This is a genomic window from Stenotrophomonas sp. 116085_Sma (assembly GCF_056479585.1).
The window spans coordinates 2,783,233-2,799,214 of sequence record NZ_CM151057.1 but is presented as its reverse complement, the minus strand read 5'-3'; the positions used below and the strand labels follow the sequence as shown (position 1 = coordinate 2,799,214).

Genomic DNA, 15,982 nt, shown 5'->3' with positions numbered 1-15,982 from the left:
GAGCGGGGTAGCGCCGGGCCATTCCCGGGGAGCGCTGGCGGAGGTCAGGCCAGGCCTTCGCCCGCCAGTCCGCGCAATCCGTCCTCGTCGAGGATCTCCACGACGTTCAGGTGGGGCAGGGCAATCAGCCCCTGCTGGCGCAGCTTGGTGAAGGTGCGGCTGACCGTTTCCATGGTCAGGCCCAGATGGTCGGCGATGTCGCCACGGCCCATCGGCAGCGAGACGCGCAGGCCATCGCCGCCCAGCTTGGCCTCGCGCGCGGCCAGGCGCAGCAGGAAGTCGGCCAGTTTCTCGGCCGGCTGCAGCCGCGCCAGTGCCAGTGCGGCGTCCTGTGCGGCGTCCAGTTCCTGGCAGGCACGCTGCAGCAGCTTGCGCTCCAGGTGCGGGAAGCGGCTGCGCAGCGCCTTCATCTGCGGCAGCGCAACGCGGCACACGCGGCTGTCGGCGATAGCCTCGATATCGTAGCGGTGGTGGTCGCTGCCGCTCAGCCCCAGGTAGTCGCCGGGAAGTACGAAGCCATTGATCTGGCGGCGGCCGTCGGCCAGGGTGCGCACCAGGCGCAGGGCGCCGCCAGTCAATGTATAGACATGGTCGCGCTCTTCGCCGGTGCGGGCCAGGGTGCTGCCCATGCTGACCTGCTGGGAAACGGTGACCTGTTCCAGTGCCTGCACTTCATCGGGCGACAGCGCCGAGCACACCGCAAGGTGGCGAACCGAGCAGTGCAGGCAGTCCAGCGTGGTGCAGGACGGCGAGGCGGGATCGTTGGTGGCGGGCGGGGCGCCGGAAGGCCGTGACATGTTGCGGGGGCGTATCGCGGGCGGGGAGGGCCTTATGATACTTCAAGCGGCCGTTCGACCCTGCCCGAGGCGGGGGCGCTAGAATGTCGCCCCCTCCCACGTCCCGTTCCAGCAGGAGTTCCGCCCGTGATCAAGCCCCGTACCCCGCCCGGCACCCTTGAACTGCTGCCGCGCGAGCAGATTGCGTTCCAGCGCATGCTGGACGTGATCCGCCGCAACTACGAGCGCTTCGGGTTCCTGCCGGTGGAGACGCCGGTGTTCGAGCTGTCCGACGTGCTGCTGACCAAGTCCGGTGGCGAGACCGAGCGCCAGGTGTATTTCGTGCAGTCCACCGGTGCGCTGGCCAACGCCGCCGAGTCAGGCGACCGTTCGCTGCCGGAGATGGCGCTGCGCTTCGACCTGACCGTGCCGCTGGCGCGCTACGTGGCCGAGCACGAACATGAACTGACCTTCCCGTTCCGCCGCTACCAGATGCAGCGCGTGTACCGCGGCGAGCGCGCCCAGCGCGGTCGTTTCCGCGAGTTCTACCAGTGCGACATCGACGTGATCGGCAAGGACAGCCTGAGCGTTCGCTATGACGCCGAAGTGCTGGCGGTCATCCACGCGGTGTTCTCGGAACTGCGTATCGGCGACTTCAGCATCCAGCTGAACAACCGCAAGCTGATGCGCGGCTTCTTCGAAAGCCTGGGCGTGGCCGAGGGCGAGCGCCAGCTGGCGGTGCTGCGCGAAGTGGACAAGCTGGACAAGCGCGGCGCCGATTACGTGCGCGAGACGCTGGTTGGCGAAGGCTTCGGGATCCCGGCCGAACAGGTCGAGAAGATCCTGGCCTTCGTGGCTGTGCGTTCGCAGGGCCATGCCGATGCGCTGGCCCAGCTGGCCGCGCTGGAAACCGGCGCGGCTTCGTCGGAAACGCTGCGCACCGGTGTTGCCGAGCTGCGCGAAGTGCTGCAGCTGGTGCAGGCGCTGGGCGTGCCGGAAAGCGCCTATTGCCTGAATTTCTCGATTGCGCGTGGCCTGGATTACTACACCGGTACCGTGTACGAGACCACGCTGACCGACCACCCGCAGATCGGCTCCATCTGCTCGGGCGGCCGTTATGAAGACCTGGCCAGCCACTACAGCAAGTCGAAGCTGCCGGGCGTGGGCATCTCCATCGGCCTGTCGCGCCTGTTCTGGCAGCTGCGCGAGGCCGGCCTGATCGACGGCATCGAAGCCAGCAGCGTGCAGGCGCTGGTGGCGCTGATGGACGAGCAGGGCATGCCGCAGTCGCTGGACATCGCCCGTCGACTGCGCGCCGGCGGCATCAACACCGAAGTGCAGATGGAGCCGAAGAAGATCGGCAAGCAGTTCCAGTACGCCGCCAAGGCCGGTATCCGCTTCGTGGTGCTTGCGGGTGAGGATGAGCTGGCACGCGGTGTGGTGGCGGTGAAGGACCTGCTGCGCGAGCAGCAGTTCGAAGTCTCCCGCGATGAGCTGGCCAGCACCCTGCAGGTGGAGCTGGAGCAGTCGAAGGCGATGGCGTGATGCGGGTCGCGGCAGGAGGGCTGTTCGTCCTCCTGCTGGCCGGCTGCCAGAGTGACCCGTCGCTGCACAGCACGCGCATCGGTCCGGACCACTACCGGCTGCAGGTTGATCGTTGTCATGTGATCGACCGCGCGCAACTCGAAGGCGACCTGCAGGCCCTGGCCGCACAGAAGTGCCCGGCGGGCGTGGGTGCGTTGGAAAACATCCAGTCCCTGCCGAGCCGGCAGGGCAGCCTGCTCGGCGAATGCCTGCGGCGCGGGGCGCTGCAGGCCGAGGTGCGCTGCTTGAAGCCCTGAGTTGTGCCGAATCTATGATTAAAAAGAAAAACGCCCACCTTTGGTGGGCGTTTTTCGTTTCCGGCTGCCCGTTAAGGGGTCAGATCCGTTTTCCGCAGGAAAACGGATCTGACCCCACGCCGCCCGGATTTGACGCACCGCGCAAGAATGCGCTAATGTACTAACGCGCTATTACATTGATGCATGGAAACGACCCCGTGAAAGTCCGCCCCGAAATTGCCGCCAAAGACCCGAAGGCCGACCTGGAAGCCCTGGCCCGGGCCTTTGCCGCCCTGCGCGAGCCTGAGCAGGTGGAAGCGTTCCTGCGCGACCTGTGCACCCCCGCTGAACTGGAAGCCATGGCCGACCGCTGGAAGGTGGTGCCGCTGCTGCAGCAGGGCGTGCCGTATCGCGAGATCCACGAGCGCACCGGGGTCAGCGTGACCACCACCGGACGGGTGGCACGCACGCTCGAGCATGGCCATCGAGGCTATGCCGCCGCCATAGACCGCCTTGCTTCGCGCTGATCCGCGCCCCGTTCCGACCTTCGAGACCTCCCCCATGAGTGCAACCCAGGCAGCACCGGCACGAGACCGGTTGCGTATCGCCATCCAGAAGAGTGGCCGGCTGGCCGAGCCCGCCCGCAATCTGCTCAGTGCCTGTGGCCTGAGCTGGCGCGAAAGCCGCGACAAGCTGTTCTGCTACGGCGAGTCGCTGCCGGTGGACCTGCTGCTGGTGCGCGACGATGACATCCCGGGCCTGATCGCCGACGGTGTCTGCGACCTCGGCATCGTCGGCCGCAATGAACTGGATGAGCAGGCCGCCGCGCGCCGCCAGATCGGCCTGCCGGATGCTTATCAGGCGCTGCGCGGACTGGGCTTCGGCCAGTGCCGGCTGATGCTGGCGGTGCCCGAGGAGTGGCAGTGGCAGGGTCCGGCGCAGCTGGCTGGCACACGGATCGCCACCAGCTATCCGGCCATCCTCAAGCAGTGGCTGGATGAGCAGGGCGTGGATGCGCAGGTGGTCGAGCTGTCCGGTTCGGTGGAGATCGCGCCGCGCCTTGGTACCGCCGACCTGATCTGCGACCTGGTCTCCAGCGGCGCTACGCTGCGCGCCAACCAGTTGACCCCGGTGCACAACCTGCTCGACAGCGAGGCAGTGCTGGCGGGCGCGGTGCGCGTGCCGGATGACGCACGCGCGTCGCTGCGTGCGATGCTGCTGCGCCGTCTCGACGGCGTGGTGCAGCGCCAGGACCGCAAGCTGCTGATGTTCCGCGCCAGCGAGGATCGCGTCGATGCGCTGGCACAATTGCTGGCCGATGCCGAGCCGCTGGTGCGGCTGCCGGCCGATGGCGGTGCACTGCGCCTGCAGACCATGTGCCCGGGTCCGTTGAGCTGGCAACGCATGGAAGAACTCGAGCGCGCCGGTGCACAGGGTCTGATGGTGTTGAGCGTGGAGCGGTCGCTGGCATGAATCGTCTGATCTGGTCGCAACTTGATGAGGCCGCGCGCAGCGCGGCATTGACCCGCCCGGTGCAGACCGTGGCGCAGCAGACCCGCGATGCGGTGGCGGCGATGATCGCGCAGGTGCGCGCGCAGGGCGACGAGGCGCTGCGTGCGATTACCGCTCGTTTCGATGGCGTGGAGCTGGCGTCCTTCGAAGTGTCCGATGACGAGTTCGCGGCCGCCGAAGCGGCGGTACCCGTGGATCTGCGCCAGGCCATGGGGGAAGCTGCCGAGCGCATCACGCGCTTCCACGAGGCTGGCATGGGCAAGGGCTATGTCGTGGAGACCGCGCCGGGCGTGGTCTGTGAACGCATGCTGCGGCCGATCGGCCGGGTCGGCCTGTACGTACCGGCAGGCAGTGCGCCGCTGCCGTCCACCGCGTTGATGCTGGGCGTGCCCGCGCAACTGGCTGGTTGCCCGCAGGTGGTGCTGTGCACGCCGCCACGCGCCGATGGCACGGCCGACCCTGCGGTGCTGGTGGCCGCGCGCCTGACCGGCGTGCAGCGCGTGTTCAAGCTCGGCGGCGCGCAGGCGATTGCCGCGATGGCCTATGGCACCGCCACCATCCCGGCGTGCGACAAGCTGTTCGGGCCCGGCAACAGTTTCGTTACCGAAGCCAAGCAGCAGGTCGCACAGGACGGCGCCGCCTCCATCGACATGCCGGCCGGCCCGTCGGAAGTGCTGGTGATTGCCGATGCGGGCGCAAACCCGGCGTTCGTGGCTGCCGATCTGCTGTCGCAGGCCGAGCACGGCCCGGATTCACAGGTGCTTCTGTTGACCGACGATACCGCGATGCTGGTGGCGGTCGAGGCGGAAGTGGAACGCCAGGTGGCCTTGCTGCCGCGCCAGCAGATCGCACGCCAGGCACTGTCGGCGTCGCGCCTGATCGAGGTCGATTCGCTGGCTGACGCCTTTGCAATCAGCAACCGGTATGCGCCCGAACACCTGATCCTGGCGCTGCGCCAGCCGCGCGACTGGCTGGACAAGGTGCAGGCGGCCGGCTCGGTGTTCCTAGGCGATTTCACGCCGGAAGCACTGGGTGACTACTGCAGCGGCACCAACCACGTACTGCCGACAGCAGGCGCTGCACGTGCCTACAGCGGTGTCAGCGTCGCCAGCTTCCAGAACCTGATCAGCGTGCAGAGTGCCAGCGCTGCAGGACTGGCAGCAATCGGCGGCTGCGCACGCATCATCGCCAGCGCCGAAGGCCTGGATGCGCATGAGCGTGCAGTGGCCCTGCGCATGGAGGCCGCCGCATGAGCGCCGCCATTGATGACGTGCTGGCACTGGTGCGCCCGGATCTGCAGGCCTTCGCCGGCTACAGCTCGGCGCGCAGTGCGGCGGTGCAGGGCGAGGTCTGGTTGAACGCCAACGAGTCGGCCTGGGCCAATCCGGCCGATGCCGACGGCAGCAGCCGGCGCTATCCCGAACCGCAGCCGCTGGCGCTGCGCGAGAGCCTGGCCGCACTGTATGGCGTGCAACCGCAGCAGCTGCTGGTCGGCCGCGGCAGCGACGAAGCCATTGATCTGCTGGTGCGCGCGCTGTGCGTGCCCGGACGTGATGGCGTGCTGGTCACGCCGCCGGTGTTCGGCATGTACGCCGTGTGTGCACGGTTGCAGGGCGCCGCGCTGATCGAAGTGCCGCTTGTGGACAGCGAGGATGGCCTGCGCACCGATCTGGATGCGGTGATCGACACCGCCAAGGCGCGCAATGCCAAGCTGGTGTTCCTGTGCGCACCATCGAACCCGGCCGGTAGTGATATCGCCCTGGACGAGGTCGAACGCGTGGCGGTTGCGTTGCGCGGGCAGGCGCTGGTGGTGGTGGATGAGGCCTATGTCGAGTACGCGCAACGTCCGTCGGCGACCACGCTGTTGGCCGTGAACCCGAATCTGGCGGTGCTGAGAACGTTGTCGAAGGCGCACGCTCTTGCCGCCGCGCGCATCGGAACACTTATCGCCGCACCGGAACTGATTGCCGTCCTGCGTCGCTGCCAGGCGCCGTACCCGGTGCCGACGCCATGCGCGGAACTGGCGGTGCAGGCGCTGCAAACGGCCGCACTGGGGCGCACCGCCGAACGCGTGACCACGGTCATCGCCGAGCGTGAACGCCTGTTCGCGTCGCTGCCCGGCCTGCCCGGCGTGCGCCGCGTGTATGCCTCGGCCGGCAACTATCTGCTGGTGCGCTTCGCCGATGCCCAGGCCGCGTTCGATACGCTGCTGGCTGCTGGCGTGGTGGTGCGCGACCAGCGCGCCGCGCCGCAACTGGGCGATGCCCTGCGCATCAGCATTGGCAGCCCCGAAGAGAACGACCGCGTGCTTGCGACCCTGTCGGCGCGGAGGGCCGCAGCATGACCCCGATCCTGTTCATCGACCGCGACGGCACCCTCATCGAGGAGCCGTCCGATTTCCAGATCGATGCCTACGAGAAGCTGCGCTTCGTGCCGCAGGTGATCCCGGCGCTGCTGAAGCTGCGGGATGCCGGCTACCAGTTCGTGATCGTCACCAACCAGGATGGCCTGGGCAGCGACAGCTACCCGCGCGCCAGCTTCGATGGCCCCAATGATCTGATGCTGCAGATCTTCGAGAGCCAGGGCATCACCTTCCGTGACGTGCTGATCGATTGCAGCTGGCCGCAGGACAATGCACCGACCCGCAAGCCGGGCATCGGGCTGATGACCGCCTATCTGCAGGACCGCAGCATCGACTGGGCACGCTCCGGCATGGTGGGCGACCGCATCACCGACCTGCAGTTCGCCGACAATCTCAACATCCGTGGCTTCCAGTTGCGTACCGAGCAGTTTGGTGGCGAGTGGGACTGGCCGGGCATCGCCCATGCGCTGGCCGACGCGCCGCGTACTGCCGTGGTCCAGCGCAACACCAAGGAGACGAAGATCCGCGTTGAACTCGATCTGGACCGTGCCGGTGATGCGCGCATCGCCACCGGACTGCCGTTCTTCGACCACATGCTGGAACAGATCGGCAAGCACGGCGGTTTCGCCCTGGACATCCAGGCCGAGGGCGACCTGCACATCGACGAGCACCACACCATCGAAGACACCGGGCTGGCTCTGGGCCAGGCCCTGCGCGAAGCACTGGGCGACAAGCGCGGCATCGGCCGCTACGGTTTCACCCTGCCGATGGACGAGACCCTGGCCAGCGCTGCGCTGGATTTCAGCGGCCGCCCCTACTTCGTGTTCGACGGCGAGTTCAAGCGCGAACGGGTGGGCGACATGCCGACCGAACTGGTGCCGCACTTCTTCCGTTCGCTGTGCGATGCCAGTGGGCTGAACCTCAACCTGCAGGTACGCGGTGACAACGACCATCACAAGGTGGAGGCCTGCTTCAAGGCGCTGGCGCGCGCGCTGCGCCCGGCGCTGGCCCGGCAGGGCACGGCGTTGCCGACCACCAAGGGGGCGCTGTGAGTGACGTAGCGCTGATCGACGCGGGCGGTGCCAATCTTGGTTCGGTGCGCTATGCGCTCGAACGCCTTGGCGCCAGCGTTCGGCTGGTGCGCGATGCCGATGGGCTGGTCGGCGCGCAGCGGGTGATCCTGCCCGGCGTCGGTGCGGCGGGTCCCGGCATGCAGCGCCTGCATGCGCAGGGCCTGGTCGAGCCGTTGCAGCGGCTGGAAGTGCCGTTGATGGGCATCTGCCTGGGCATGCAGCTGTTGTTCGAGCGCTCCGAGGAAGCCGGCGTGGAAACGCTGGGGCTGATTCCCGGGGTGGTGCGCAAGCTGGTACCGGCCTGCGGCATCCGGGTGCCGCACATGGGTTGGAACCGCCTGCTGCCGCTACGTGAGTCGCTGCTGTTGCAGGGTGTACCAGAGCGGGCCAGCGCCTATTTCGTGCACAGCTATGCGGCGCCGCTGAATACCCACACCGTTGCTGCCTGCGATCACGGCGGCCTGTTCACGGCCGTGGTGGAGCAGGGGCGCTACTACGGCGCGCAGTTCCATCCCGAGCGTTCCGGCGAAACCGGCTCGCTGATGCTGCGCAACTTCCTTGAGGGCACCGCTGCATGAGTTTCATCGTCTACCCCGCGCTGGATATCCGTGATGGCCGCGTGGTGCGGCTGCGCCAGGGCGACTACGCGCAGGAAACCTCGTATGGCGACGACTGCCTGCCGCGCGCGCAGGCCTTTGCTGCGCAGGGCGCGCAGTGGATGCACCTGGTCGATCTTGATGCGGCGCGTGCCGGCGGCTATACGCTGGCGCCGCTGCTGGCAGCGATTCGCGCGCAGACGCCGTTGCGGGTGCAGACCGGCGGTGGCGTACGCGGTCGCGATGACGTGGCGCGCATCCTCGATGCCGGCGCCCACCGCGTGGTGGTCGGTTCACTGGCCGTGCGCCGCCCCGACGAGGTAGTGGGCTGGCTGGAGGAATTCGGCGCCGAACGCATCACCATTGCGCTTGATGCCCGCCAGGATGCACAGGGCCAGTGGCAGCTGCCGGTGCACGGCTGGACCGAGAACGCCGGGGTGACCCTGGATGATCTGGCCCAGCGCTACGCACGCGCCGGCATGCACCACCTGCTGTGCACCGACATCGCCCGCGACGGCATGCTGGCCGGGCCCAACATCAGCCTCTACCAGCACCTGTCGGCGCTGCTGCCGGGCGTGGCGGTGCAGGCTTCCGGCGGCATCCGTGACGTGGCCGACGTTGCCGAAGCGCGACGTGCAGGCTGCGGTGGCGCGATCCTTGGCAAGGCGCTGCTGGAGCAGCGCATGGACCTGGCGGAGGCACTGGCATGTTGAGCCGGCGCATCATTCCCTGCCTGGACGTGCGCGATGGCCGCGTGGTCAAGGGCGTGCGTTTCCGCGACCACGTCGACATGGGCGATATCGCTGAGCTGGCGCAGCGCTACCGTGACCAGGGCGCCGACGAGCTGGTGTTCTATGACATCGGCGCCAGCCCCGAGGCGCGTTCAGTGGACGTGGCCTGGATCGAGCGCATCGCGCGACTGATCGACATCCCGTTCTGCGTGGCCGGTGGCATCGACAGCGTCGAAACGGCACGCCGCGTGCTGTTCGCCGGTGCCGACAAGGTGTCGATCAACTCCCCGGCGCTGGGGCGCCCGGAACTGATCACCGAGCTGGCCGACGAGTTCGGCGTGCAGTGCGTGGTGGTGGGCATCGATTCAGTGCGCGAGGCTGATGGCCAGTGGCGGGTGCGCCGTTTCAGTGGCGACCCGGACAAGACCCAGGCAGTGCCGCTGCGCACGCTGGACTGGATCGTCGAAGCACAGCGGCGTGGTGCCGGCGAAATCGTGTTGAACTGCATGGACAGTGACGGTGTGCGCCGTGGCTACGATGTCGCCCAGCTGCAGCAGGCACGGGCACTCTGCCAGGTGCCGCTGATCGCCTCCGGTGGCGCCGGTGCGATGGAACACTTCGCCGAGGCCTTCGACCAGGCCGATGTGGATGGCGCGCTGGCCGCCAGCGTGTTCCACAGTGGCGCCATCGCCATTCCGGAATTGAAGCGCTACCTGCGCGAGCAGCAGATCGAGGTGCGGGATGTCTATTGAAGTGAGGCCGTCACTGGATGCGCTGCAGGCGCTGGACTGGGGCAAGGGCGAAAGCCTGCTGCCCGCTGTCGTGCAGGATGCCGATACCCTGCAGGTGCTGATGCTGGGCTATGTCAGTGCAGAGTCGCTGGCGGCCACGCTGGCCATCGGCCACATGACCTTCTTCAGCCGCAGCAAGCAGCGGCTGTGGACCAAGGGCGAGCAGTCCGGCAACGTGCTGCTGGTGCAGTCGATCAGCGTGGACTGCGATGCCGATACGCTGCTGGTGATGGCGCGCCCGGCCGGGCCGACCTGTCACACCGGTGCGGAGAGCTGCTTCGATGGCGCGCCGAAGGACTTCCTTGGCGGGCTGGGCCAGCTGGTGGCGATGCGCGAGGCGCAGCGGCCACCGGGCAGCTACACCACGAGTCTGTTCGAGGGTGGTATCCGCCGCATCGCGCAGAAGGTGGGCGAGGAGGGCGTGGAAACCGCGCTGGCGGCGGTGGCGCAGGATGACGAGGCGCTGCTGGGCGAGGCCTCGGACCTGCTGTACCACCTGCTGGTGCTGCTGCGCGCGCGTGGTCTGTCGCTGGAGGATGCGCGGGCAGTGCTGGAAAAGCGCCATCGTTGAAGGAGGCGTGCGGACCAACGGTCCGCACCTACCTTTTCAATGCAGCCGAGCATGGCTCGGCTCTACAATAGGGAGTCTTCTTCTCTCCCGGACCGTCCCATGAAACTGCCTGCCGCGTGGCTGTGCTGCCTGTTGCTGACCTCGCCGGCCTGGGCCGCGGACACCGTGGTCACCGGCAAGGTCTATCTGGAGCGCGACGGCAAGCCGGGCCGAGGTGCCACCGATCCGGGCCTGGCCGGGGTGCAGGTCTCCAATGGCGAGACCATCGTCAAGACCGCCGCCGATGGCAGCTACAGCCTTCCGGTGCGTGACGGCCAGACCGTGTTCGTGATCAAGCCGGACGCCTACGCCTTCCCGAAGGCGACCGATGGCCTGCCGTCGTTCTGGCGCCACTACCGCCCGAACGGTTCGCCGGCACTGAAGTACGGCGGCATCGCCGCGACCAGCGACGTCACCCGCAACTGGGATTTCGCGCTGCATCCGGACCGCCATGACAGTCGCCGTGGATTCCAGATGCTGGTGTTCACCGATTCGCAGACGGCCAGCCTGAAGGACATCGGCTACTACCAGCAGTCGATCGTGGCGCCACTGGTTGGCCAGACCAGGGCGCGCCTGGGTACAACCCTGGGTGACATCGTCAACGACGACCTGACCCTGTACCCGGCGATCAACAAGGTCACCACGTCGCTGGGCGTGCCGTGGTTCCATGTGCCGGGCAACCACGACCTCGACTTCGATGCAGCCAGCGACGACCATTCGCTGGACAGCTGGCGCAACATCTATGGCCCGGACACCTACGCGGTGGAAGAGGGCGGCGCCAGCTTCGTATTCCTCGACGACGTGGTGTACGACCCCAAGGCAAGGCCGAAGTATGTCGGCGGCCTGCGCGAAGACCAGTTCGCTTTCCTCGCCAGCTATCTGAAGGGCCTGCACAAGGACCGCCTGCTGGTGCTGGGCATGCACATTCCGCTGTTCGATGCGGCGCCAGGGCGCGAGACCTTCCGTCATGCCGACCGCCAGCGCCTGTTCGACCTGCTCAAGGACTTCCGCAACGTGCTGGTGCTCAGCGGCCACAGCCACACCCAGCAGCACGTCTATCACGGCAAGGCCGAGGGCTGGAACGGCGACAAGCCGCTGCACGAATACAATGTCGGTGCCAACTGCGGTGCATTCTGGTCCGGGGTGAAGGATGCCGCCGGCGTGCCGGACAGCACCATGAGCGATGGCACGCCAAAGGGCTATGCGCTGCTGGATGTCGCCGGCAATGGCAGCTACAAACTGCAGTACCGCGTGGCCGGCAGGCCAGCCAGCGAACAGATCGGCCTGCATGCACCGAAGGTGCTCCGCCAGGGGGCCTACCCGGCATGGGGCATCTATGCCAACGTCTACATGGGCGAGGATGCCAGCGTGGTCGAGTACCGCGTCGACGGCGGTGCCTGGCAGCCGATGAAGCAGGTCAGCCAGCCGGACCCGCGCCTGATGGTGGAGAACGTGGCCGACGATATGGCAAACAGCCTGCGTGGCTACGATCGTTCGCCGGAGGCTACCGCATCGCCTCACCTGTGGCGTGGCGCGCTGCCGACCGATCTGGCGGTGGGCAGCCACAAGGTCGAGGTACGCTCCACCCAGCCCGATGGCGCAGTGTTCACTGCCACCACCAGCTACAGCCTGCAGACTGCCCAGCCCTGACACGCCGCAAGGCCTCTCCAGCGAAAGGACCCCGCATGGATATCCGCTTCATGGCCGGCACTACGCCGGTGACCCTCAGCCGCCACTGGTTCACCGGCGCGATGCTGCTGCAGAGCGCCACCGAGAAGGTCTGGGTGCAGCACCCGCTGCATCCGGGCACCCACTTCTCGTTCTCGCTGGTACAGTCGTGGCTGCGCCACATTGCTGGCCATGAAGTGCTGGTAGAACGCACCCGGCCGCTGCTGTTCGCCGGCTTCCGCCCGCAGCGCCTGCGCGTGCTGGTGGACGGCGTGCAGGTGGCCGAACAGGAAGGCATGTAGGCCAACCTGAACCACCGGCGTGCTAGGCAAAGCCGCCCTGATGCCTGAGAATCGGGGCGATTCGATCGATCCAAGCAGGCCAGCGTGACCATCGCAGCAGCGTCCCCGGTTTCCTCCGACTCCGCCCGCGGCGGTCTTCCGCGCCATCTGGTCGTCGCCGATGTCGGCGGCACCTTCGCCCGTTTGGCGTTGGCTGAAACGCAACCCGGCCAGGCGCCGCTGCTGGGCAGCCATCGCACCTACGCCTGCGCCGAGCATCCCAGCCTGGCGGCGATCCTTGCTGATTTCACCACTGGCCTCAGCCAGCCGGTGCAGACCGCCGTGGTGGCCATCGCCGGCCTGCTCGATGGCGATGTGCTGATCAATTCCAACCTGCCGTGGACCGTATCGCTGTCGGCCACCCGCGCGCAGTCCGGGCTGCGCGAGCTGCAGCTGATCAATGATTTCGAGGCGGTGGCACTGGCCATCCCGTACCTGCAGCGCGAGACGCTGGTGCCACTGAACGGCGACGCCGATCCGGCGCAGGCGTTCCCGGCGCTGGTGCTGGGCGCGGGCACCGGCCTGGGCGCCGCGCTGCGCTTCGCCGATGGCGAGCGCCCGGTGCTGCCCAGCGAGATCGGCCATGCCGCGCTTGGCGCCGGCAACGCGCTGGAACTGCAGGTGCTGGGCAAGCTGCTTCAGCGCTGGGCGCACGTGGACAACGAGCGCGTGCTTTCCGGCAGCGGCCTGATGAACCTGTATCCGTGCCTGTGCGAACTGCGTGGCGTCACCCCGGTGTGGTCCAGCACCGAGGCGCTGATCGGCGCCGCCCGCAGCGGCGAGGATGCGCTGGCGGTGGAGACGCTGCAGGTGTTCTGCGCCTGGCTGGGCAGCCTGGCCGGTGACGCGGCGATCGCCGTCGGCGCACGCTCGGTGTACCTGGCCGGCGGCATTTCCGCGCACGTGCAGGATTTCCTGGCCGATGGCCGTTTCCGTGAGCGCTTCCTCAACAAGGGTGTGCTGACCGAGGTGCTGCGCCAGGTGCCGGTATGGCGCGTGGAGCATGGCCAGCTGGGGGTGCTGGGCGCAGCGGTCTGGCACGCCGCACGGCAGCCCGCGCACGACTGATCGCTGCGACCGGCATCGTGCCGGCCGCACATTGCAGACTGGGAGGGGAAGATGGTGGATCGCAGGCAGTTCCTTCAGGCCGGCGCACTGGCCGCAGGCATCGCAGCATTACCGGGCGTGCAGGCGCGCAGCCAGGGCGGGGCGAAGGTCGTATCAACCTGGGATTTCGGCGTGCCGGCCAACCAGGCTGCGTGGAAAGTACTGGCGCAAGGTGGCAGCGCGCTGGACGCGGTGGAAGCCGGTGCGCGCTGGGCCGAGAGCGAACTGTGCAACCCCACCGTCGGTCATTGCGGCAACCCGGATCGCGACGGCGTACTGAGCCTGGATGCCAGCATCATGGATGGTGATGGCCGCTGTGGCGCGGTGGCCGCGCTGGTCGACATCCTGCATCCGGTGTCGGTGGCCCGCAAAGTGATGGAGAACAGCCCGCATGTGCTGCTGGTGGGCGAGGGCGCACAGCAGTTTGCCGTGCAGCAGGGCTTCGAACGCCAGCGCCTGCTGACGCCGCAGGCCGAAGCGGCCTGGCGCGAGTGGCTGAAGACCGAGAAGTACCAGCCGCAGATCAATGCCGAGCGCCGTGGCATCCCCGGCAACAGCGACAACCACGACACCATCGGCATGCTGGCGCTGGATGCCAAGGGCCATCTGGCCGGTGCCTGCACCACCAGCGGCATGGCCTGGAAGCTGCATGGCCGGGTCGGCGACAGCCCGATCATCGGTGCCGGCCTGTATGTCGACAATGAAGTGGGCGCGGCCACTGCCTCGGGCGTGGGTGAGGAGATGATCCGCAACGCCGCTTCATTCCTGGTGGTTGAGCTGATGCGCCAGGGGCGCTCGCCGGCGCAGGCCTGTCGCGAGGCGATCGACCGTGTGGTGCGCAAGCGCCCGGAAGCGAGCAGAACGCTGCAGGTGTGCTTCCTGGCCATGAACAAGCAGGGCGAGGTGGGCGCGTACGCGTTGCACCGCGGTTTCGTCTACGCGGTGTGTGATGCGCAACGCCAGGACGACCTGCGCGATTCGCCGTCGATCTACACGAGCACCCAGGCGTGAGCACGCGGCGCACCCTGGAGATCGCCAGCAACTCGCTGGCCTCGGCGCTGGCCGCCCAGGCCGGCGGCGCCGACCGCATCGAGCTGTTCGACAACCTGGCCGAGGGTGGCACCACGCCGTCGTTTGCCAGCATCGCCATCGCCCGCGAACGCCTGTCGATTCCGCTGTTCGTGCTGGTGCGCCCGCGTCCGGGTGATTTCCACTACGACGCGCTGGAAACCGAACTGATGCTGCGTGACATCGCGCAGTGCCGTGCCCTCGGCTGCGATGGCGTTGTGATCGGCGCACTGGATGTGCAGGGCGACATCGACCTGCCGCTGTGCCGCGAACTGGTGCAGGCCGCCGGGCCGTTGCAGGTGACCTTCCACCGCGCCTTCGATGCCGCCCGCGACCTGCCTGCCGCACTGGAGCAGGTGATCGGGCTGGGATGCCAACGGGTATTGACCTCGGGGGGCCAGGCAAGCGCCGAGGCCGGTGCCGAGGTGCTGGCGGGCCTGGTTACCCAGGCGGCGGGGCGCATCACGGTGATGGCTGGTGCCGGACTGGGCCCGGCCAACATTGCCACGGTCGCGCGGAAGAGTGGCTGCAGCGAACTGCACGCCTCGGCCAAGGGCCTGCGGCGCTCGGCCATGCAGTTCCAGAATCCGGCCCTGCGCGGCCTGGACCCGGACTGGAGCCAGACCGCCACCGCCACCGTGGCTGCACTGCGGCAGGCGCTGGACGGCGCAAGCTAGCCCGCTTCTTCTGTAGAGCCGAGCCCACGCTCGGCTGCTCTTTGGGCCCGGGGTCGGATCCCTTCGCAGAAGGGCTCTGACCTCGGTTCTGCCCACCGTTGCGGCCGAAGATGTGACGCTTACAGCACGTTCGAACGGCTCGGGGGGCAGGCCAAGTCGTTGAAATGCATACGCTGGCGCGCCGTCGCATGGCGGCGCAGTCGGCGATTGCCGATAGTGGTTCATACCGTCGTTCGCCATCGAATTCCCGCATGTTTCGATTGTTTCTGCTGCTTGTCTGCGCGGTGCCAGCCATTGCAATCGGCGCACGTGAAGGGCAGGCACCGGAGTGGGTGCGGGAGGTGGCTGCCGACAAGGACCTGCAGGTTGACCCCGAAATGGTTGGTGTGAGGCTTGAGCCGACCGCGCGGAGCGCGCTCCTCGACACGCGTGCACATCGCATCGGGGCGAGGCGTTTTCGCGCGCTGTATCAGGTATTCGATTCCAACGCGGATAACCCGATGGGCTTTTGCGGCGCTGGACGCGAGATCCATCTCTTCGTCTACGAAGTGACGCCGCTGGAGCCCGTGGAGCGCGGCAGGATACGGATCAGCAGTTGCCTTGAGAATGTGTCACTGGCCAGCCAGAACTCGGGGCAAGTGGGCGACGAGTCCGACTTTTCCTCGGTTACCTGGCAACGGGATGGATTCACCGTCCAGTGGCGGGGGAGCGGGCCCGGAAGCGATGTTTCACGCCGCTATCTGCTCCGCAACAGCCGCTTCGTCGTGGATCAACCGGGTGCGGCAAGTCCTTGAGGCGGACAAAACCGTTCCGCGCGTGATTGTCGCAATCGTGTCATGCATACCTGCGC

General features: G+C 67.6%; 18 protein-coding genes. 17 read left to right on the top strand and 1 reads right to left on the bottom strand.

Annotated features, from left to right (window positions below; genetic code table 11):
* Positions 1–44: 44 nt before the first annotated feature.
* Complete coding sequence (locus tag ACZK0Z_RS13080) at positions 45–797, bottom strand: Crp/Fnr family transcriptional regulator (protein WP_049426985.1); 753 nt, start codon at positions 795–797, stop codon at positions 45–47.
* 126 nt (positions 798–923) lie between these two features.
* Here ACZK0Z_RS13080 and hisS point away from each other — a divergent pair, with 126 nt between their 5' ends.
* The 17 genes from hisS to ACZK0Z_RS12995 all read left to right on the top strand — a co-directional run bounded on the left by hisS (position 924) and on the right by ACZK0Z_RS12995 (position 15,926).
* Positions 924–2,321 (top strand): histidine--tRNA ligase, encoded by a 1,398-nt coding sequence (gene hisS / locus ACZK0Z_RS13075; RefSeq protein WP_197632256.1) that lies wholly within the window; start codon positions 924–926, stop codon positions 2,319–2,321.
* Entirely contained in the window at positions 2,321–2,617 is a 297-nt protein-coding gene (locus tag ACZK0Z_RS13070; protein WP_049426989.1) for a hypothetical protein, read from the top strand. The genes hisS and ACZK0Z_RS13070 overlap by 1 nt, the downstream gene beginning before the upstream one ends.
* A 197-nt stretch (positions 2,618–2,814) precedes the next feature.
* Positions 2,815–3,123 (top strand): YerC/YecD family TrpR-related protein, encoded by a 309-nt coding sequence (locus ACZK0Z_RS13065; RefSeq protein ID WP_197633590.1) that lies wholly within the window; start codon positions 2,815–2,817, stop codon positions 3,121–3,123.
* A 34-nt stretch (positions 3,124–3,157) separates the two neighbouring features.
* The gene (gene hisG / locus ACZK0Z_RS13060) at positions 3,158–4,069 is read left to right on the top strand and encodes an ATP phosphoribosyltransferase (protein ID WP_019338500.1); all 912 of its coding nucleotides are present in this window, start codon (positions 3,158–3,160) and stop codon (positions 4,067–4,069) included.
* Positions 4,066–5,361, top strand: a complete 1,296-nt coding sequence (hisD, locus tag ACZK0Z_RS13055) for a histidinol dehydrogenase (RefSeq protein ID WP_197633591.1) — start codon at positions 4,066–4,068, stop codon at positions 5,359–5,361. Before hisG ends, hisD begins: the two co-directional genes overlap by 4 nt.
* Positions 5,358–6,452, top strand: a complete 1,095-nt coding sequence (hisC, locus tag ACZK0Z_RS13050; RefSeq protein WP_197633592.1) for a histidinol-phosphate transaminase — start codon at positions 5,358–5,360, stop codon at positions 6,450–6,452. The genes hisD and hisC overlap by 4 nt, the downstream gene beginning before the upstream one ends.
* The gene (gene hisB, locus ACZK0Z_RS13045; RefSeq protein ID WP_049426901.1) at positions 6,449–7,522 is read left to right on the top strand and encodes a bifunctional histidinol-phosphatase/imidazoleglycerol-phosphate dehydratase HisB; all 1,074 of its coding nucleotides are present in this window, start codon (positions 6,449–6,451) and stop codon (positions 7,520–7,522) included. The genes hisC and hisB overlap by 4 nt, the downstream gene beginning before the upstream one ends.
* Complete coding sequence (hisH, locus tag ACZK0Z_RS13040) at positions 7,519–8,121, top strand: imidazole glycerol phosphate synthase subunit HisH (protein ID WP_006436751.1); 603 nt, start codon at positions 7,519–7,521, stop codon at positions 8,119–8,121. Before hisB ends, hisH begins: the two co-directional genes overlap by 4 nt.
* Positions 8,118–8,852: a 1-(5-phosphoribosyl)-5-[(5-phosphoribosylamino)methylideneamino]imidazole-4-carboxamide isomerase gene (gene hisA, locus ACZK0Z_RS13035; protein WP_197633593.1), complete on the top strand. Its 735-nt coding sequence runs from the start codon at positions 8,118–8,120 to the stop codon at positions 8,850–8,852. Before hisH ends, hisA begins: the two co-directional genes overlap by 4 nt.
* Positions 8,846–9,622 (top strand): imidazole glycerol phosphate synthase subunit HisF, encoded by a 777-nt coding sequence (hisF, locus tag ACZK0Z_RS13030; RefSeq protein ID WP_197633594.1) that lies wholly within the window; start codon positions 8,846–8,848, stop codon positions 9,620–9,622. Before hisA ends, hisF begins: the two co-directional genes overlap by 7 nt.
* Complete coding sequence (gene hisIE, locus ACZK0Z_RS13025) at positions 9,612–10,232, top strand: bifunctional phosphoribosyl-AMP cyclohydrolase/phosphoribosyl-ATP diphosphatase HisIE (RefSeq protein WP_049427542.1); 621 nt, start codon at positions 9,612–9,614, stop codon at positions 10,230–10,232. Before hisF ends, hisIE begins: the two co-directional genes overlap by 11 nt.
* A gap of 99 nt (positions 10,233–10,331) precedes the next feature.
* The gene (locus ACZK0Z_RS13020) at positions 10,332–11,921 is read left to right on the top strand and encodes a calcineurin-like phosphoesterase C-terminal domain-containing protein (protein ID WP_197633595.1); all 1,590 of its coding nucleotides are present in this window, start codon (positions 10,332–10,334) and stop codon (positions 11,919–11,921) included.
* Between the two features lie 35 nt (positions 11,922–11,956).
* Positions 11,957–12,241: a hypothetical protein gene (locus ACZK0Z_RS13015; protein ID WP_005409434.1), complete on the top strand. Its 285-nt coding sequence runs from the start codon at positions 11,957–11,959 to the stop codon at positions 12,239–12,241.
* An 84-nt stretch (positions 12,242–12,325) separates the two neighbouring features.
* The gene (locus ACZK0Z_RS13010; RefSeq protein ID WP_197633596.1) at positions 12,326–13,348 is read left to right on the top strand and encodes a glucokinase; all 1,023 of its coding nucleotides are present in this window, start codon (positions 12,326–12,328) and stop codon (positions 13,346–13,348) included.
* Between the two features lie 51 nt (positions 13,349–13,399).
* The gene (locus tag ACZK0Z_RS13005) at positions 13,400–14,398 is read left to right on the top strand and encodes an isoaspartyl peptidase/L-asparaginase (RefSeq protein WP_197633597.1); all 999 of its coding nucleotides are present in this window, start codon (positions 13,400–13,402) and stop codon (positions 14,396–14,398) included.
* Positions 14,395–15,132: a copper homeostasis protein CutC gene (locus ACZK0Z_RS13000; RefSeq protein ID WP_197633598.1), complete on the top strand. Its 738-nt coding sequence runs from the start codon at positions 14,395–14,397 to the stop codon at positions 15,130–15,132. The genes ACZK0Z_RS13005 and ACZK0Z_RS13000 overlap by 4 nt, the downstream gene beginning before the upstream one ends.
* Positions 15,133–15,296: 164 nt before the next feature.
* Positions 15,297–15,926, top strand: coding sequence for a hypothetical protein (locus ACZK0Z_RS12995; RefSeq protein ID WP_336339903.1), 630 nt, complete (start codon positions 15,297–15,299; stop codon positions 15,924–15,926).
* The last annotated feature ends 56 nt before the right edge of the window (positions 15,927–15,982 follow it).